Source organism: Mesorhizobium sp. M0590 (assembly GCF_040320905.1).
GTDB lineage: Bacteria > Pseudomonadota > Alphaproteobacteria > Rhizobiales > Rhizobiaceae > Mesorhizobium.
In genome coordinates, this window is record NZ_JAMYQN010000006.1 from 1 (window position 1) to 18,414 (window position 18,414).

Consider the following 18,414-nt stretch of genomic DNA (forward strand, 5'->3'; position numbering starts at 1 on the left):
AACCCGTTATCTCAGCCATTCGTCCCTACTCCCCTACTCCCCTACACCCCTACTCCCCTACTCCCCTAGCCGAGCATCATGACTTACCAATCCCCAATCTCCCCCGGCCGCTCCTGGTACGAAGACACGGCCGGGCCAAGGCCCGAATATCCGACGCTCGACGGCGACCGGACATGCGATGTCGTGATTGTCGGCGGCGGCTTTACCGGTCTGTCGGCGGCGGCTCATCTCGCCAAGACAGGCGCGGATGTCGTGCTTATCGAAACGCATCGTTTCGGTGACGGCGCATCGGGCCGCAATGGTGGCCAGCTCGGCACCGGACAACGGGCCTGGGCAGAGGAACTGGAAGCGGAATACGGCTTTTCCCGCGCCAAGGCGCTGTTCGACCTGGCCGAAGAGGCCAAGGCGCATCTGCTCGACTTTGCCGCGATGCACCAGATCGAGATCGACTATATGCCCGGCCAGATGTCGGTGGCGCACAAGAAGCGCTATGTCGACGACTACAAGGCGCATGCCGAGATCATGGCGAGCCGATTCGGCTATCCGCACATCTCATTCATGGATGCCGCGGAGACAGCCGAGCGGCTCGGCTCGACGCATTATTTCGGCGGCACCCGCGACACCGGCACCGGCCACATCCATCCGCTGAAACTGGTCATCGGCACCGCAAAGGTGGCGGCAGAGGCCGGCGCAAAGCTATTCGAGCAGACGCCGTCGACCGGCATCACCTCCAGCGGCGGCAAGGTGAGGGTTGTGACGCCGAAGGGCACGATCGCCGCCGCTAAATGCCTGATCGGGGTCAATGCCTATGGCGGCACGCTCGAACCGGTGAGTGCCGCGCATATCATGCCGATCGGCTCCTTCATCGGCGCAACGGTGCCGCTGGGAGCCGATTCCAAAGTGTTGCCGGGTGGCGAGGCGGTCGACGATTCGCGCTTCGTCGTGCGCTATTTCCGCAAATCGAAGGACGGGCGGCTGCTGTTTGGCGGGCGCGAGATCTATGCGGTCAACGATCCCAAGGACATCCACATCCACATCCGCCGGCAGATCGCCGAAATCTATCCGGCACTGAAGGACGTCGAGATCACGCATGGCTGGGGCGGCTATGTCGGCATCACCGTGCCGAGAAAGCCGTTCGTGCGCGAAGTGATGCCCAATGTGACCTCGATCGGCGGTTATTCCGGCCACGGCGTCATGCTGTCGAACTTTTTCGGCAAGCTTTATGCCGAGACGGTCGCCGGCAACCGCGACCGGCTGAAGCTGATCGAGGACCTGAAAATTCCACCCTTCCCCGGCGGCCGGCGTTTGCGCGCGCCACTGCTCTTTCTTGCGCTCAACTGGTACGCGTTGCGGGACAGGATTTAACCAGACGTTGCAGAATCCTTAACCAGGGCGCAGAATTCCGGCCAAGGGCGCAGTGATGCCACAATCGCGGGCGAAAGATGATGCTCGTGGGCAGCTGAACGGGGAATTTTTGCGGGCCTGCCCGCTTTTGGTTTGGGACCGATGCCGATCGAAATGCCGGCTCTCCGGCATGGGTCGTAAGAACATCGGCCCGCAAATGGAGGTGGCAAGTGTGAGAGAGCCCTTCAGTTTCGGCGCGCCGGAACGACGGCGCCTTGCGATGCAATTCGGTTACGATATGCGGCCGACGTTCTGGCACGGGGTCCGGTCGAACGCGCATCTGGTGATAGCCGCGCTTGGCACGGCCGCACTGCTCGGCGTTGCCGCGGTGGCACTGTGGCTGGCATTGCCGGCAAATGAGCGACAAGCGGCCGCAAGTCCTGAGCAGATCGTTCCGACCATCCCGGTCAAGACGACGAAGATCATGCCTGCCAAGCTTGCTGCGGCGCCGCGGACGACGGGCAAGGCAGATGCGGTTTCCCCAGCGGTGGCCGCAGCGGAAGCCGAGATACCAGCGCTGGCTCCCAACGATCCGCGCTGGACGGGGCCAAAAACGGCATCGGCCGCCGCCACGGCAGCATCCGACCAGATGGCAAGCCAGACCGAGCAGGCGACCGATAAATCGTCTGCTTCGGTGGCATTCGCCGACCCGGCAGCAAAACCCGACGCTGCGGCATTGTTTGCCAAGGTCGCGGCTCCCGGCAGCTCAACGAAAAACAGCGGGCCCGATGGCGCGCAGACCGCCGCCATCCCCACGCCCAAGCCGCAACTGCCGACGCAGACCGCGAGCGAAGACGACAACAGCACCAAGGCAAAATCCGGAAGAGCCAATACTGCCGGTACCGGACGCATCCTGAGATCCGTCACCATGCGCACCGGCCCAAAAAAGAATGCGGCCGCCATTCTCACCGTGCCGGCCAAGACATCGGTGCAAGTGATGAGCTGCAAGCAATGGTGCCAGATCGTCTACAACGGCAAGCGCGGCTGGATCTACAAGAGCTACGTCAAAACCGGGGCGTAGGGCCGGCAGAGCGATTGCGGGTCGCTCGCCATCAGCCGGTCCTCCGCCGGATAACCGGACCGTTCAAATACAACGCCCGCCGTCGACTTCCAGCGCCACGCCGGTGATGAAAGCCGCCTCGTCCGAAGCGAGCCAAAGCGCGGCATTGGCTATGTCGAGCGGCGTCGAAAGCCGGCCGAGCGGGATCGACGCGCGGAACTTCTCGCGGATCTCGGGTGTGTCGGCGCCCATGAATTTCGCGAGCATGCCGGTCTCGCCGGCAACTGGGCAGAGGCAGTTGACGCGGATGTTCTTCGGCGCGAGTTCCACCGCCATCGATTTGGTCGCGGTGATCGCCCAGCCCTTCGATGCATTGTACCAGGTGAGGCCGGGCCGCGGTCTGATACCGGCCGTGGAGGCCGTCGTCAGGATGACGCCACCGCCTTGCCGCTCCATCACCGGTACCACGGCAAGCGCTGCGTGGTAGATCGCCTTCATGTTGACTGACGTGATCAGGTCGAAGGTCGCCTCGTCGACTTCCAGCATGTCACCGTTGCGATGGGTATAACCGGCGTTGTTGACCATGATGTCGATGCGGCCGAAGGCGCGCATTGCAGCATGGACCATGTCGTCGAATTCGGACCGCAGCGAGACGTCGGCCTGGGTCCAGATCGCCTTTTCGCCGATCTCGCCGGCAACGCGCTCTGCGCCCTTGGCGTTCAGATCGGCGACGACTACGCGCGCGCCCTCCTCGGCAAAGCGTCTGGCCATGCCCTCGCCAAAACCCGAGGCAGCGCCGGTGATGATGGCGACCTTGTTCTTGAGGCGCATGCTTTTCTCACTCATCGTTGAAGACGATCGACGACGCGTTTGGCCAGGCCATCGAAAGATGTGCGTCCATCGACGATTTCTCCTTTGGCTTTCGCTGCCATCCGGCTCTATGCTGCAACTGCGAAGGCTCCGGAAGCATCGCTTGCCGACAAGCCTCCGGCCAGCGCCGGTGTCAAGAGCACACGCGGATGTGACGCAATGGCACTGGCAAGTTTAAATCGATTAGATTATATCAGCCGCGTTATCGCGACCGGCGTCACAGCGGACAGACCATGACCAGCCAGATCATTCCCGTCGACCCTTTCGACTTCATCATTTTCGGCGGCACCGGCGACCTGTCGGAACGTAAGCTTCTGCCGTCGCTGTACCACCGGCAGCGCGACCACCAGTTTTCCGAGCCGACGCGCATCATCGGCACATCACGTTCGAAGATGACCGACGAGGAATTCCAGTCGTTCGCCAGGCAGGCGATTGCCGATCATGTGAAACCGGAGGATATCGACGCCACGGAACTGAAGACGTTCCTCGCACGGCTTTCCTATGTCCCGGCAGATGCAACCACAGGTGCCGGCTTCGACAGGCTGAAGAAGGCGATCGGCGACAGCGAACACATCCGCGCTTTCTATCTGGCGGTGGCGCCGGCACTGTTCGGCGACATCTCGCACAAGCTGAAGGAGCACGGGCTGATCACGCCGAATTCGCGCATCGTGCTGGAAAAGCCGATCGGCCGCGATCTAGCTTCGGCGCGCGCGCTCAACGACCTGGTCGGCGACGACTTCCATGAAAGCCAGATTTTCCGCATCGATCACTATCTCGGCAAGGAGACGGTCCAGAATTTGATGGCGCTGCGCTTTGCCAACGCGCTCTACGAGCCGCTTTGGAATTCCGCCAATGTCGATCATGTGCAGATCACCGTGGCCGAGACAGTCGGCCTGGAAGACCGCGTCACTTATTACGACAAGGCCGGCGCATTGCGCGACATGGTGCAGAACCACATGCTGCAACTGCTCTGCCTCGTCGCCATGGAGGCGCCGTCGTCGATGGACGCCGATGCCGTCCGTGACGAAAAGCTGAAGGTGCTGCGGGCGCTGAAGCGCATCAACGGCAACGAAGCGCCGAAGCACACGGTGCGCGGACAATACCGTGCCGGCGCCTCGGCCGGCGGGCCGGTGAAAGGCTATGTCGAGGAGCTCGGCAAGTACAGCAACACCGAGACTTTCGTTGCGCTCAAAGCCGAGATCGGCAACTGGCGCTGGGCGGGCGTGCCGTTCTATCTCCGGACCGGCAAGCGGCTGGCGACGCGCGTTTCGGAGATCGTCATCGAATTCAAGCCGATCCCGCATTCGATCTTCGGCGAGAGCGCCGGGCCGATCTCCGCCAACCAGCTGGTCATCAGGCTGCAGCCCGACGAGGGCGTCAAGCAGTTCATCATGATCAAGGATCCGGGGCCGGGCGGCATGCGGCTGCGCCAGATTCCGCTCGACATGAGTTTTGCGCAATCCTTCGACGGCCGCGCCCCCGATGCCTATGAGCGGCTGATCATGGACGTCATCCGTGGCAACCAGACGCTGTTCATGCGCCGCGACGAGGTCGAGGCGGCGTGGAAATGGATCGACCCGATCCAGAACGCCTGGGAAAGCGGCAGGCAAGAGGCGCAAGGCTACACCGCCGGCACATGGGGCCCCTCGGCCTCGATTGCGCTGATCGAACGCGACGGGCGGACATGGCACGAGAGCAATTAGGCGGCGCCTACAACTGGCACGAATTTGCCGGACGCCAGGAGTTGGCGACAGCGCTTGCCGGCCACGTCGCCGGCCGTCTCTCAAAGGCGATCGCCGAGCGCGGCATGGCGCTGCTTGCGGTCTCGGGCGGCACGACGCCGGCGAAATTCTTCGCGGCGCTTTCGACCGTTCCGATCGCCTGGGAAAAGGTGACGATAACATTGGTCGACGAGCGCTTCGTGCCGCCCTCATCGCCGCGCTCCAATGCCGGCCTGGTTGCCGCCAACCTGCTGCAGAACGCGGCCGCCGCCGCGAATTTCGTGCCGCTCTACCACGCCGCGGCAACGATCGAGGGTGCAGCGGTCTCCGACAGTGAGGCGCTGCAAGTGCTGCCCTGGCCACTCGACGTTGTTGTGCTAGGCATGGGAACTGATGGCCACACCGCCTCGTTCTTTCCGGATGCCGACAACCTGGCAAGATTGCTCGATCCGTCGTCGCAAAGGATCGTGCTTCCGGTTCACGCGGCAAGTGCCGGCGAGCCACGGCTGACGCTGTCACTGGCGCGGATCATCAATGCCGCCTTCATCGCGCTGCATATCGAGGGCGCGGAAAAACGCACCGCATTCGAGGCCGCGCTTGGAGTTGGAGCACGAAAGCCCATTCGCGCCGTGCTCGATGCCACTCAAAAGCCCGTAGAGGTTTTCTGGGCACCCTGATCTCAACTTGGCTGCAGGTCCCGGCAACAGCCGGAAGGTGTTTGCGGGACCTCGCCTGAAAGGACCGACCGCCATGACCGCAAGACGCGATATCGAAGCCATCACCCAGCGCATCCGTGAGCGCTCCAAGCCCGGTCGCGAGGCCTATCTCGGCCGCATCGCCGAAGCCTCGAACCGCACCGCCAACCGGGCCGTGCTGTCCTGCGGCAACCTGGCCCACGGCTTTGCCGTCTGCAGCCCTTCCGAAAAGGTAGCGCTTGGCGGGGACCGGGTACCGAATCTCGGCATTATCACCTCCTATAACGATATGCTGTCGGCACATCAGCCTTTCGAGACGTTTCCGGCGCTGATCAAGGATGCGGCGCGCGAGGCCGGCGGCATCGCCCAGGTGGCCGGCGGCGTGCCGGCGATGTGCGACGGCGTCACCCAGGGCCAGCCCGGAATGGAGCTGTCGCTGTTCTCGCGCGACGTGATCGCCATGGCCGCGGCAATCGGCCTGTCGCACAACATGTTCGATGCCGCCGTCTATCTCGGCGTCTGCGACAAGATCGTGCCCGGGCTGGTGATCGCGGCGCTGACCTTCGGTCATCTGCCGGCGGTCTTCATCCCGGCCGGGCCGATGACGACCGGCATTCCGAACGACGAAAAGGCCAAGATCCGCCAGCTCTATGCCGAGGGCAAGGCCGGGCGGGCCGAACTGCTCGAAGCCGAATCAAAATCCTATCACGGGCCGGGAACCTGCACTTTCTACGGTACCGCCAATTCCAACCAGATGCTGATGGAGATCATGGGCCTGCACACGCCTGGCGCTTCCTTCGTCAATCCCGGCACGCCGCTGCGCGACGCGCTGACAAGGGAAGCGACGAAGCGGGCGCTGGCGATCACCGCGCTCGGCAACGCCTACACGCCGGTCGGGCGGATGATCGACGAGCGCTCGATCGTCAACGGCATCGTCGGCCTGCACGCCACCGGCGGTTCGACCAACCACACCATCCACCTGATCGCTATGGCAGCGGCGGCCGGCATCGCCATTACCTGGCAGGACATCTCCGACATCTCGGAAGCGGTGCCGCTGCTGGCGCGGGTCTATCCGAACGGCCTTGCCGATGTGAACCATTTCCACGCCGCCGGCGGGCTCGGCTTCCTGATCCGCGAACTGCTCGACGCAGGCATCCTGCACGAGGATGTGCAGACGGTGTGGGGCGAAGGGCTGCGCCCCTACGCGGTCGAGGCCAGGCTCGGCGCCGACGGCGGCGTCGTGCGCGAGGCTTCGCCGCGCGAGAGCGGGGACGAGAAGGTGCTGGCGCCGTTCAAGAAGGCGTTCCAGCCGAGCGGCGGTCTGAAAGTGCTTTCGGGCAATCTCGGCCACGCCGTCATCAAGACATCGGCGGTCAAGCCGGAGCGGCGCGTCATCGAGGCGCCGGCCAAGGTGTTCGACAGCCAGCAAGGCCTGAACGAGGCGTTCAAGGCGGGGTCGCTGACCGGCGACTTCATCGCCGTCATTCGGTTCCAGGGACCGAAGGCCAACGGCATGCCGGAATTGCACAGGCTGACCACCGTGCTCGGCATCCTGCAGGACCGCGGCCAGCATGTGGCGTTGGTCACCGACGGCCGCATGTCGGGCGCTTCAGGCAAGGTGCCAGCGGCGATTCACGTGACGCCGGAAGCGGCGGAGGACGGGCCTATCGCCAGGATCCATGACGGCGATATCATCAGGCTCGACGCCGAGGCCGGGACGCTGGAGGTACTGGTGCCAGCCGGCGATTTCGCACTGCGCCGCCCCGCGGACAGCGACCTCATAGGCAATGAATTCGGCTTCGGCCGCGAGCTTTTCGCCGGGTTCCGGCAGTTGGTGGGACGCGCCGACCATGGCGCCAGCGCCTTCGGTACGGCGTGACTTTTCGACCATGGAAGAGCGGCTGGTGGCCGCTCTCCCTTAGATCTACTGAACGGTCAGCTCGGCTCGCGCGCCGGCCCTGACCGTTACCGTGCCTTGCCTCGAGCTGTTGTCCGATTTCTCCGAAACCACCGCGTAGTCGCCGGCCGACAGGGTGGCTTGATACTTCTGGTCGTAGGCGTAGCCGACCGACTTGCGGGTTCCGTCGATGGCCTTCCTGGCCTCGAATATCTCGATCTTCGAGGCCCCTGGCGCGGTTATCGTCAGCACGCCGGCGTTCATCGCGATCTTCAGATCCTGATGGTCGCCAACCTTGACGCTGAACGGCTGCTCGGCCACCGCAAGGTCGACCGTCGCGACCATTACATAATCGTCGGGCGGCAGATAGAACTTGCTGTCCGGACCGTAGGCATAAGTCACCTCCTGCCTGGTTCCGTCGACGTTCTTTTTCGCCTGGAGCACTTTGAAGCCGACGCCCGAACCCTCGGCCTTGTCGCCGCCGGCAGCATAATAGGCGTTGGCGACGATACGCCCGACGCCGACGATGATGTCCTTGTCGATGACCCTGCCGGCGGCAAGCGGGATCGTCTCGATAACCATGCCCTGGCCGATCGTGACCGTCACCTTCTGGTCACCGGCCGGCAGCACGACTTTCGTGTCACCGTAATAGGTCGGCGGGGTGTCGACGCCGGGATAGCCGATTACGACAGCCGCGCCGTCATCAACGTCCGCTCCTTCGCTTGGCCGCGGGTGGATGACCAGCGTGCCGGCATTCAGGTTGAAGTGCGGTTTGGCGACCTGGCCAGGCTCTATCTTGATCTTCTGTTCGGCCCTGGCCTCGCCGGCACGCGCGACGACGATATAGTCGCCCGGCTCCAGATTGCCCTTGTAGGTGCCATATTCGGTGGTGACGGGATCGCCGCGCGTGCCGTCGGAATTCGCCTTGTAGATCTCCCAGGCATTGCCGTCGGTGACGGGATCGCCACCCTCGGCAAGCGCGACGGTGGGCACGAAATTGGACTCCGCCGGCTGGGCGGGCGCCGGCTGGGGAGCAGGCTGCGGGGCGGGAGTCGGTTCAGGGGCGGGTGGCGGAGGCGCAACGGTCTCGACGAGGGCGTCCTGCAATGCCTTTTCATCCGACGCTTCGATATATTTGCCGCCGGTATTGTCGGCGAGGCAACCGACCTGCTTGCCCTCGGCCGCCGTCAGGCCGAAGCCGACGACATTGATGGTGAAGTCGACGCCAGCAGCCTCCAGTTCCTTGCCGAGCGCACAGGGATCGCCGCTACATGTCTCGATGCCATCGGTGATGAGAACGACCGTCGCCTTGTCCTCGGTGTATTTCAATGCTTCCGCCGCTTGCTTGACCGCAGCGGTCAGCGGCGTCTTGCCCTGAAATTTCAAGCTGTCGGCCGCGGCTGAGATCGCACTTGCCGAGCCTGCCTGCGGTGGCACGATGAGTTCGATGTCGTCGCAACTGGCCTTCTCGCGATGGCCATAGGCCATGAAGCCTATTTCCTCCTCGGCCGGGACCGATTGCAGCACGTTCCGCAGCGATTGACGGGCGATTTCGAGCTTGGGCTTGCCGTCGATCTGCGCCCACATAGAGCCGGAGGCATCGAGAATGACGATGACGCGATCGGCGGCGAAGCCGAACCCCGTCGTCCACAGCAACAGGGCGGCCGCAGCGACGCTCTGCACAAATCCCGCCATCAAAAATCTCCCCCGTCAGTCGCCGCCGCTCGGCGCCGGAAAGCTATTTGACGCCGGGTCGCGACACAAGCCCGGACGGAGTACGAAGCTGCGTCGCCTCTCTGCCAAACCCTCAATACGCCGTGCGGCGTTCCTCGGAAGGCGGCCGGCCGAATTGCAGCCGGTAGCTCTGGGCAAAATAGGAATGCGAGGTGAAGCCGGTGGCGATTGCCACGTCGAGGATCGGCATGTTTGTCTGGCGCAGCAATTCGCGCGCCCGCTCGAGCCTGAGCCGCATATAATAGCGCCCGGGCGTCACACTGAGATGGCGCAGGAACAGGCGCTCGACCTGGCGCACCGACAGGCCCGCCGACTTGGCGAGTTGCACCGCCGACAGCGGCTCGTCGAGATGGTCGGCCATCAGCTCGACGATGCGGCGCAGCTTCTCCGACTTGCCGGTCAGGTCGCGTTCCGGGCCGACGCGCTGGCGGTCCCCGGCCGAGCGGATGCGCTCATGCTGGAACTGGTTGGCGACGCCATTGGCGAGGCTCGAGCCGAAATCACCGCGCACGATCTCCAGCATCAGGTCGATCGATGTGGTGCCGCCGGCGCAGGTGTAGCGCTTGCGGTCGATCTCGAAGACGTTGCCGGTGCAGTTGATGTCCGGAAAGCGTTCGAGGAAGCCGGCGCGGTTTTCCCAATGGATGGTGCAGCGATAGCCATCGAGCTGGCCTGCTTCGGCAAGCAAATAGGAGCCGACCGAAAGCGCGCCGAGCGCATTGCCGCGCCGGCCCCAACTGCGCAGCGCTGCCAGCACCTTGCTCTTGCCGGGAAATTCCGTCGTCAGCCCGACCGAGACGAACAGGATATCGACCGGCGGCAGATCGGCAACCGCGTAGTCGATCTTGAGCGGCAGGCCGTTGGACGCCATGACGGCGTCGCCGTCGGCCGACACCGTAGTCCAGCCATAGAAATCGCGGCCGAGCAGCCGGTTCGCCGACCGGAACGTGTCGATTGCCGCGGCCAGCGAGAACATGGAGAACTTGTCGACCAACAGAAACCCGAACTGCCTCCCGCCCTGAACGGGATCATTGGTGACCGGCCGTTCTAAGGGAACAGTGAGGTTCGGCAAGGACGCTGCTTTCTGGTCAGAAGGAAGGCCGTTTCAATCCGGCTGCGAGATAGGCGGAAGCTAGCGTGTTGGCCATCAGCATGGCAATGGTCATCGGTCCGACGCCGCCCGGCACCGGCGTGATGGCGCCGGCCGCCTTCGCTGCTTCGGCAAAGGCGACGTCGCCGACGAGGCGCGTCTTGCCTTCGCCCTTTTCAGGTGCGGCGACGCGGTTGATGCCGACATCGATGACGGTGGCGCCAGGCTTGACCCAGTCGCCGCGGACCATTTCAGACCGGCCGACGGCGGCGACCAGAATATCGGCGGTGCGGGCAAGCGCCGGCAGGTCCCTGGTCCGGCTGTGTGCGATGGTGACGGTGCAGTTGGCGGCAAGCAGAAGATTGGCCATCGGTTTGCCGACGATGTTCGAACGCCCGACGACGACCGCATTGAGACCGGACAGGTCCTTGCCGCGCACGCGTTCGATCAGCAGCATCGAGCCGGCCGGCGTGCAAGGCACGAAGGCGGTCTCGAGTTCGCCGGTGCCGAGCTTGCCGACATTGATGAAGTGGAAGCCGTCGACATCCTTCTCCGGCGCGATGGTCTGGATGATCTTGCCGGAATCGATATGGCCGGGAAGCGGAAGCTGCACGAGGATGCCGTTGATGGCCGGATCGGCGTTGAGCTGGCCGATGATCTTCAACAGGTCCGGCTCGGAGGTTTCGGCCGGCAGCGTGTGCTGAACCGAATGGAAGCCGCATTCCTTGGCGGTGCGGGATTTGGAGGCGACATAGACCTGGCTCGCCGGATCCTCGCCGACGATGACCACGGCGAGACCGGGCTGCCGTCCGCCCTTTTCCGTCAGTTCGGCGGTCAGGGCCTTGACCCGCCGCACCACGTCTTCGGCGACGCTTTTTCCGTCAATCAACTCAGCCATGAACCACCCTCGACGCCTATCGCGTAAGCCTGCCGCGTTAAAACATCCATGCGGCGCGCTCCAGATATCTTTTATGCAGGCCGTTGCCCAGAACCATGCGCTGCGGGCGGACATGCAGCGCGGCATTTTCACGAAAATCGAGCCGGGCAATCCCGTCAATGCGCCGTCCCATGCCGTTAACTCGAAACCGGCATGTTTTATACGACGCTCAGAAATAGCGGCGGCGCGCGCGGTTTTCGGTGAGCTCGCGAACGACCTCGCGGAATTCGCGCAGGCTGGCGCGGATTTCCTCGATCTGGCTTTGCTGATCGGCGGCTTCCGAGGCCTGATTTGCCTTCCTCGACCAGGCCTGAGTACGGGCCGAATGCGGCGGCGGGGGTTGCTGCGGATAAGGTGCCCGACCGGCATAGAACGGCTGCGGGTGGAACGCAGGCGGCATCGCTGCGGTGGAATTTGTCGCGGCGGAAGTCTCACCGGACGCCATCTCCTCCGGCGCTCTGCCAGGCACGAGCCGGCGCAGCGCCGACAACACGGCACCGATCGCGCCTGGACGTTTGGTGCGCGCGACCTCGACCGACGAAGCGGCAGGCGGTGCTGCCCGGTACGCGGCGCGATCGGCGGAACCGGCAACGGGGCCGCCATGGGAGCCAGCGGGGTCGAAAAAAACATCGGCAGCTGCAGCCTCTTCCGTCAGTATGGTGCCGCCCTCTGGCTCATCAGGATCGGGCTGGCTTATGCCGGCGGCCGCCAACAGGATCGGACTGGCACGCGCTTCGCGGCGCGAGCGGGCAAGACGATGGCGTGTGGCGGCATCCTCGCGCCATGGCGGGCCTGCGCGGTCCTCTAGCGAAACCAGCGATGCTTCGTCCTCGCCGCGCACCGCCTCGACGAGCGACAGCAAGGACTGCTCGTTCCTCCAGTGTTCACGATTTTTCCTATAAGCCATGGTTTCTGGAGCCTTCCCCTCGGGCTGGGACCTAGCGACCGCCACTGGTTAGGCGATGCTAAACAGGCATAGGAAATAAAAGGTTAATTTGGTCGCCGCGCGGCTGCGCGACTACATGCGCATCCAACCGCAAGGTCGGGGTTTCCGCCTGATCACGGTCCCAACAGGGCTTCCCCGCCCTGCCGCGAACGTCTATGGGGAAGCCATCTCTATGGGAGGCTTTCGATGACGATCAGGCTTGTTCTCGCCGGTTGCGGCAATATGGGCTATGCCATGCTCTCGGGCTGGCTGAAAGCCGGCAAGCTCGCTCCGGCTGCGGTGTTCGTGGTCGAGCCCAATGCCGAGTTGCGCAAGCGTGCCGAAGCACTGGGCTGCGCTGCTGCCGCGGATGCCGGCGCCATCCCGGCGGACGCCGTGCCGACCGTCGTCGTCATTGCGGTGAAGCCGCAGGTGATCCGCGACGTGACGGCTGGTTACATCCGCTTCAACGATGGCCGGACCACCTTCCTTAGCATCGCCGCCGGAGCGCCGGTGGCCACGTTTGAAGGTATTCTCGGCGACCGCGCGCCGATCGTGCGCTGCATGCCCAACACGCCGGCGGCGATCGGCAAGGGCATGATGGTGGTGTTTTCCAACAGGCTGGTTTCCGACGAGACTAAACGCTTCGTCGCCGACCTGCTTTCGGCGGGCGGGCAAGTGGCCGATATCGACGACGAAGCCCTGATGGATGCGGTGACGGCGGTTTCCGGGTCGGGGCCGGCGTATATCTTCCATTTCATCGAAGCGCTGACCGTGGCCGCCGAGAAAGCCGGCCTGCCGACCGGGACTGCCAAGCTCTTGGCCATGCAGACGGTCTACGGCGCCGCATCGCTGGCCGCCGAAAGCGGCGAGGAGCCGGGCGTGCTCAGGCAGCAGGTGACCAGCCCCAACGGCACCACGGCTGCGGCCCTTGCAGTACTGATGGGCGAGGACCGGCTGACGCGCCTGCTCACCGAGGCGGTGGAAGCGGCGCGGCTGCGGTCTATCGAGCTGGGGAAGTAGGGCTTCTGGGGGAGCCGGTCGGCGGTGATGGCCGACCGTTCCTTTCGGCAATAGCAACCGGTAGAAAAGCCGTTACGCGGCGTTCCTTCGCGCCCTCCACTGTCCTGCCGACATCAAAATCGCGATAGCCTAGAATGTCGACAGATATCAGCGATGTCCCCACAAGTCGTCGATCTCGTCCTTGTTCACGGGCCGCCCGTCTTTGCCGGCTTTGGCTTTGAGATCATCGGCAATGGCCGCGAGCCGCTCTGCCAGAGAAGGGCGTCCATTTTCCCGCTTCAACTCGGATTCACGGACCTCAGCCATCACCAAGATTCCCATACAGCATCTCGTCCTGCAGCCGGCGCAAGGCGAACAGCCCGGTCGTCGGGTCGGGCGCGGCATTGTCGGCGGTGAGCAATTCGCCTTTCCTCACCGGTTTCAGCACCTTGCCGCCTTCGAGCAGACCGACCGGCACGGCGCGATGGGCGCGGGCTTGTTCGACGGTCATGGTCCAGGAGCGGTAGCAGGTCTCGCCGATCGCATCGAAAACCTCGCCTGCCGCCAGATCGCGCTTGGCCACGGCGCAGACCTCGGCCACCGGCCGCGGCAGCGGCACCATGTCGGGCTTGCCGTAAAGCGCGATGCGAGCGGCCGTCAGCGGCACTTCCAGCGAGGTCAGATGGTAGGGCCTGAAGAAGCTGTAATAGGGACCGTGGCCGATATGCAGATCGTCCATGCGCTCGATGATGCGCGGATGCGTCGCCTCGACGATGACGAAGACACCGGGCGCCACGCCCTTGCCGACGGTGTAGTCGACGACACCCTTCTTCGACAGAATGCCGCCCTGCTCGCGCGGGATCAGCACCTTGACCAGCTCGTCGCGATCGGCCTTGGGGCCGTGCATGCCGGGAACGTCGGGCACCAGCCCGGTGGCGTTGGCAATGGCGCACATCTCGACCATGGTTTTCGAGCCGTCGACGAACTCGACCAGCATGCGCGGATTCATGTTGCGGCGCAGCGCCTCCTCGCGGTAGTCGTCGGGAACGGCGTCGTGGTTGAGAGGGTTGTTCTTGCCCTTGCCGGCGGAGACGATGGTGTAGCCGAGCGCCGAGGCGAACTCGATCAGCTCCATGCAGCTCGACGGCTCGTCGCCGGCGCCGACCGAATAGACGACGCCGAGCCGGTCGGCCTGCTGCTTTAGATAGCAGCCGATGGTAACGTCGGCCTCGACATTCATCATCACCAGGTGCTTGCCGTGCTGCATCGCCATCAGGTCGAAATCGGCGGCGACCCCGGGCTTGCCGGTGGCATCGATGACGACATCGATAAGCGGATTGGTGACCAGCATTTCGTTCGAGGTGATGGCGATCTTGCCGCTTTCGATCGCCTGGCTGACCTTCGAAGCGCTGTCCGCTTCGGCTGCCATCGCCTGGTCGCCATAAGCAATGCGGATGGCCTCACGCGCCGTATGCGGGCGGCGCGTCGAGATCGCGCAAACCGAAATGCCCGGCATCAGCATGCCTTGCGTCACCAGGTCGGTGCCCATCTCGCCCGAACCGATAACGCCGATGCGCACCGGGCGGCCTTCCGCGGCGCGCTTGGCAAGATCGCGGGCAAGCCCGGTCAAGGCGACATTGGTCATACTGGAACGTCCACTGCTTTTTGATTTGAAGCGGGAATAGCAGGGAACGGCAACCCATTGCCAATCGAAACCGGCCGCGGCGGTCTTTTCTTGCGCATGACCCCGGAAACCAGAATTGTTCCTATGAAGACATGCACCCGGCCGAAGGACTAACGAGGGTCCTGTGGCGCCAAAGGCCCGCGTTGAAGCGGCGGAACGGGCCGTTAAGCCTGGATGGATCGCAGCCAAGAAATGTACGGAAATTCTTAGTCATTCTTTTATGCAATCCTGCTTTAATAGGGAAATGGACTGGCGTGCCCGCATTTTTAGGTGTTTTTTCCGCGCTATGCGACCGATCGGCGAGAGCGGCAACGTTGCTACTATTTTTGCTCTGTCTTTGCCGATTGTCGTCGGCGGTGCGGGCCTCGGTATCGAGACTTCCTATTGGTATTACAGCAGCCTGAAGCTACAAGCGGTGGCGGATGCGGCGGCCTATGCTGGCGCTTTGGAAAAGGTTTCGGGATCCGACACGCCAAAGATTGTCTCCGCAGCGACAGCGTCAGCGACCACGAACGGCTGGGGACCGTCAGCAGGTACAATAGAGGTCTTCTCGCCTCCGTCAGCCGGTCCAAATGTCGGAAAAAAGGCGGTTGAGGTAGTCGTTCATCAGAACCTCGATCGGTTCTTTACGTCGATATTCACGCAAAACGCAGTTGGCGCACAAGCAAGGGCGGTGGCTCTTATTACGGATGCTTCAAAAGCCTGCATTTTGACGGTCGATCCTTCCGCTTCGAAAGCGGCGCTCTTTTCCGGCAGTTCGACCACAAAACTGACAGGCTGCTCCGTCATGTCGAATTCGATAGCTCCGGACGCCATCAAACTTCAGGGATCGGCAAGCCTTGATGTCGATTGCCTGATATCGGCAGGCGGTGTTTCGTTGAGCAACGTCGTGAAGACCGTTTGCGCCAGCCTGATAACTCAGGCGCTGCCCGCTGCTGATCCTTTTGCCGACCTGCCGGCGCCGCCGGCCACGAACCCTTGTCAAAACGGCAATCAGTCAACCTTGCAACCTGGAACATACTGCAAGGGGCTCAGCTTGAGCGGCAATGTAACCCTCTCGCCCGGGATATACGTCATTGAGGGAGGCGATTTCAAAGCGAGCTCGAATGCAAATATTTCCGGCGAGGGTGTCGTCATTTATCTGGCCGATACCTCCGGCGTTAGCATGAACGGCACGGCGACCGTCAAGCTCAGCGCACCGACGTCGGGCACCTATTCAGGTGTGCTGTTCTATGGCGACAGAGCCAACCTGGCGGGATCCAACACGTTTAATGGCACGGCGGATTCGCTATTGACCGGCGCTCTGTATTTTCCAACACAGGGCGTCAATTATCTCGGCAATTTCTCGGGCAAAGGTGGTTGCACGCAGGTCGTCGCAAGTACCGTGCAATGGTCCGGCAACGCAAACATCATTCAGGATTGCACGAGCCTTGGAATGCGAGACATTCCGGCCACGCAAACCGTTCAGCTTGTCGAGTAGTTTTCGTGGATCGGCTACAAGTCCGGATGTTCCGGAGTGATTCGGGTGTTGCCGCGGTAGAGTTTGCGCTGGTTCTGCCCGCCCTTTGCCTGGTACTTCTTGGCATCATCGACGGCTGGTCTTTTGTCTCGAGCGCATTGTCGATGCGTGCAGGCGTCAAAACCGCGGCGAACCTCGTGATGCAAGGAGCAGTCGAGGATACGACCATCCAAGCTGTCGCTCTTTCGAGCTGGGAAAACCATCCTGATGGCGCGCAGGTGGCAGTGAGCCGGAAATACATGTGCGGGAACATCGTGGCCGATCCATCGGTCCTGTGCGACACTTTGAAAGCCCCCTCGGTCTTCCTCGTAATACAGGCGACAGCCACCTGGTCACCGCCCTTCAGTTTTGGTGCGTTTTCCCTCTCGCGCGAACTCAGTCATCAACAGGTGATTCGTGTCCGCTAAGTCGAGAGCTTTCACGGGGGATGCATCAGGCGGAGCTGCATTAGAGTTCGCGCTGATCGCGCCTTTTCTGATAATGCTTTTGATCGGCATCTTTGCATTCGGCTGGGCTCTGAATGCTATGTCGAGTGTTCGGTACACGCTGGAAACGTCGTCACGTGCGCTGCAAATGAAGAACTCGCTGACGCAGGCCCAGATCCAAGCCATTGCCACGGAAAAATTACTGGATTTGGGATTGAAAGACGTCGATGTAACAATAGCAATCGACGCCCCCAGCGGCGGCTTTCGCATGGCACATCTGACCGCCCAATATGCGTTCGTGATCGAGTTCCCGTATTTCAACCGATATCCGATAAATTATCAGACAACTGTCACAGTTCCCCTGATTGCATCGTGAGCACGTCCCCGGCCAGTCGAGCGGCACCTTTCGCAGGATGTTCGCTGCACGCCGCCTTTATAGGCGATCGCCTTGTACAGCGCGCCGTTGCCGGCTTTGTTCCGGCCGAGCCGCCCACCCCTCGCCCAGCGCTGCGGCGCCGCTACTTGTTTGTTGACAGGCATGCGAGGCCTACATGTGGAATTTGGCAGCAGAGGGCTGGAGGCTCCTCAAGCAGAGCGTCATCGGCTTCATCGATGACAATGCGCTGAGCCATGGGGCGGCGATAGCGTTTTATGCCACGACCTCGCTTGCGCCGATCCTGCTCATCGTTGTCGCTATCGCCGGCATGGCCTTCGGGCACGAGGCGGCGCAACTCGCCCTTTCGGCACAGATCGCTGGCCTGATGGGGCCGCAAAGTGCCGAGCTGCTGCGAGCTACGATCGAAAACGCCTCGCAGAAGGAAGCCGGAACCCTCGCCAGCATTCTGGGGCTGGTCACGCTGTTCGTCGCCGCATCCGGCGTGTTCGGCGAGATGCAGCTGGGGTTGAACGAAATCTGGAAAGTCAAACCGAGCGGGGCAACGATTTCACGAATGGTTCGGGCACGCATTGCAAGCCTGGGCCTGGTCGCCGCCCTCGGTTTTCTGCTCCTGGTGTCGCTGGTCGTAAGCGCTGCAATTTCGGCGCTCGGAGAAGTCATCAACGCCTACCTGCCGTTCGGCACCATCATCCTGAGCGCCATCAACGGGACCGTCTCGTTTGCCCTGATCACGCTGCTGTTTGCCGCAATCTACAAGGTGCTGCCGGACCGCAGCCTGCAATGGCGCGATGTCGGCATTGGCGCCGTGGTCACCGGGTTTCTGTTCACCATCGGCAAGTCGCTGATTGGCTGGTATATCGGAACCAGCGCCATCTCATCGTCATACGGCGCGGCCGGCGCCCTGCTCGTCGTGCTGTTATGGGTCTATTATTCGGCCGAGATATTTCTGCTGGGCGCCGAATTCACGCGAGCCTATTCGGTTCGACACGGCAGCCGGTCCGATTTGAAGAACAAGGTGGAATCGCATGACAAATGAGTTCACGCCGAAATTCGACCTCGCCGGCAAGGTGGTGCTGGTCACCGGGGCCTCGCGCGGCAGCGGCCGCGCCTGCGC

Annotated in this window: 18 protein-coding genes; 10 read left to right on the forward strand and 8 right to left on the reverse strand. The window is 62.9% G+C overall.

The genetic code is table 11. From position 1 onward, the window contains the following. The first annotated feature begins 78 nt into the window (after positions 1-78). Positions 79-1,365: an NAD(P)/FAD-dependent oxidoreductase gene (locus NKI52_RS11995; protein WP_352698081.1), complete on the forward strand. Its 1,287-nt coding sequence runs from the start codon at positions 79-81 to the stop codon at positions 1,363-1,365. Between the two features lie 259 nt (positions 1,366-1,624). Beyond that, positions 1,625-2,425: an SH3 domain-containing protein gene (locus tag NKI52_RS12000; RefSeq protein ID WP_352698083.1), complete on the forward strand. Its 801-nt coding sequence runs from the start codon at positions 1,625-1,627 to the stop codon at positions 2,423-2,425. Positions 2,426-2,488: 63 nt separating this feature from the next. Here the strand turns inward: NKI52_RS12000 and NKI52_RS12005 are convergent, their stop codons facing one another. Beyond that, a complete protein-coding gene (locus NKI52_RS12005) occupies positions 2,489-3,235 on the reverse strand; it encodes an SDR family oxidoreductase (RefSeq protein ID WP_352698084.1) in 747 nt (248 codons plus the stop codon). Between the two features lie 272 nt (positions 3,236-3,507). Here NKI52_RS12005 and zwf point away from each other — a divergent pair, with 272 nt between their 5' ends. From zwf to edd, 3 genes are all read left to right on the forward strand, one after another. Then, entirely contained in the window at positions 3,508-4,977 is a 1,470-nt protein-coding gene (gene zwf / locus NKI52_RS12010) for a glucose-6-phosphate dehydrogenase (protein ID WP_352698086.1), read from the forward strand. After that, positions 4,959-5,672 (forward strand): 6-phosphogluconolactonase, encoded by a 714-nt coding sequence (gene pgl, locus NKI52_RS12015; protein ID WP_352571634.1) that lies wholly within the window; start codon positions 4,959-4,961, stop codon positions 5,670-5,672. Before zwf ends, pgl begins: the two co-directional genes overlap by 19 nt. 73 nt (positions 5,673-5,745) lie before the next feature. Further along, a complete protein-coding gene (gene edd / locus NKI52_RS12020; protein WP_352571635.1) occupies positions 5,746-7,569 on the forward strand; it encodes a phosphogluconate dehydratase in 1,824 nt (607 codons plus the stop codon). Between the two features lie 45 nt (positions 7,570-7,614). Here edd and NKI52_RS12025 read toward each other — a convergent pair whose 3' ends face one another. The 5 genes from NKI52_RS12025 to NKI52_RS12045 form a co-directional block, all read right to left on the reverse strand. Continuing rightward, on the reverse strand, positions 7,615-9,282 hold the full coding sequence (locus NKI52_RS12025) for a vWA domain-containing protein (RefSeq protein ID WP_352698089.1): 1,668 nt from the start codon (positions 9,280-9,282) through the stop codon (positions 7,615-7,617). A gap of 112 nt (positions 9,283-9,394) precedes the next feature. Then, on the reverse strand, positions 9,395-10,393 hold the full coding sequence (locus NKI52_RS12030; RefSeq protein ID WP_023677433.1) for a GlxA family transcriptional regulator: 999 nt from the start codon (positions 10,391-10,393) through the stop codon (positions 9,395-9,397). 16 nt (positions 10,394-10,409) lie between these two features. After that, positions 10,410-11,309 (reverse strand): bifunctional methylenetetrahydrofolate dehydrogenase/methenyltetrahydrofolate cyclohydrolase FolD, encoded by a 900-nt coding sequence (folD, locus tag NKI52_RS12035; protein ID WP_352698091.1) that lies wholly within the window; start codon positions 11,307-11,309, stop codon positions 10,410-10,412. Between the two features lie 37 nt (positions 11,310-11,346). Next, complete coding sequence (locus NKI52_RS12040; RefSeq protein ID WP_023677431.1) at positions 11,347-11,481, reverse strand: hypothetical protein; 135 nt, start codon at positions 11,479-11,481, stop codon at positions 11,347-11,349. Positions 11,482-11,517: 36 nt separating this feature from the next. Then, positions 11,518-12,255, reverse strand: coding sequence for a hypothetical protein (locus tag NKI52_RS12045; RefSeq protein ID WP_352698093.1), 738 nt, complete (start codon positions 12,253-12,255; stop codon positions 11,518-11,520). Positions 12,256-12,480: 225 nt separating this feature from the next. On the opposite strand from NKI52_RS12045, the gene proC reads away from it, so the two are divergent. Further along, entirely contained in the window at positions 12,481-13,296 is an 816-nt protein-coding gene (gene proC, locus NKI52_RS12050) for a pyrroline-5-carboxylate reductase (protein WP_352589249.1), read from the forward strand. 147 nt (positions 13,297-13,443) lie between these two features. Here the strand turns inward: proC and NKI52_RS12055 are convergent, their stop codons facing one another. Continuing rightward, the gene (locus NKI52_RS12055) at positions 13,444-13,602 is read right to left on the reverse strand and encodes a hypothetical protein (RefSeq protein ID WP_352589246.1); all 159 of its coding nucleotides are present in this window, start codon (positions 13,600-13,602) and stop codon (positions 13,444-13,446) included. Beyond that, complete coding sequence (locus NKI52_RS12060; protein ID WP_352634686.1) at positions 13,595-14,920, reverse strand: NAD(P)H-dependent oxidoreductase; 1,326 nt, start codon at positions 14,918-14,920, stop codon at positions 13,595-13,597. Before NKI52_RS12060 ends, NKI52_RS12055 begins: the two co-directional genes overlap by 8 nt. Positions 14,921-15,083: 163 nt before the next feature. Here NKI52_RS12060 and NKI52_RS12065 point away from each other — a divergent pair, with 163 nt between their 5' ends. The 4 genes from NKI52_RS12065 (at position 15,084) to NKI52_RS12080 (ending at position 18,336) form a co-directional block, all read left to right on the forward strand. After that, positions 15,084-16,439, forward strand: coding sequence for a pilus assembly protein TadG-related protein (locus NKI52_RS12065; RefSeq protein ID WP_348625932.1), 1,356 nt, complete (start codon positions 15,084-15,086; stop codon positions 16,437-16,439). 26 nt (positions 16,440-16,465) lie between these two features. Continuing rightward, positions 16,466-16,885 (forward strand): TadE/TadG family type IV pilus assembly protein, encoded by a 420-nt coding sequence (locus NKI52_RS12070; RefSeq protein WP_023677424.1) that lies wholly within the window; start codon positions 16,466-16,468, stop codon positions 16,883-16,885. Continuing rightward, positions 16,875-17,279, forward strand: a complete 405-nt coding sequence (locus NKI52_RS12075) for a TadE/TadG family type IV pilus assembly protein (protein WP_023677423.1) — start codon at positions 16,875-16,877, stop codon at positions 17,277-17,279. The genes NKI52_RS12070 and NKI52_RS12075 overlap by 11 nt, the downstream gene beginning before the upstream one ends. A gap of 175 nt (positions 17,280-17,454) precedes the next feature. Beyond that, positions 17,455-18,336, forward strand: a complete 882-nt coding sequence (locus NKI52_RS12080; RefSeq protein ID WP_352624345.1) for a YihY/virulence factor BrkB family protein — start codon at positions 17,455-17,457, stop codon at positions 18,334-18,336. Positions 18,337-18,414: the final 78 nt, after the last annotated feature.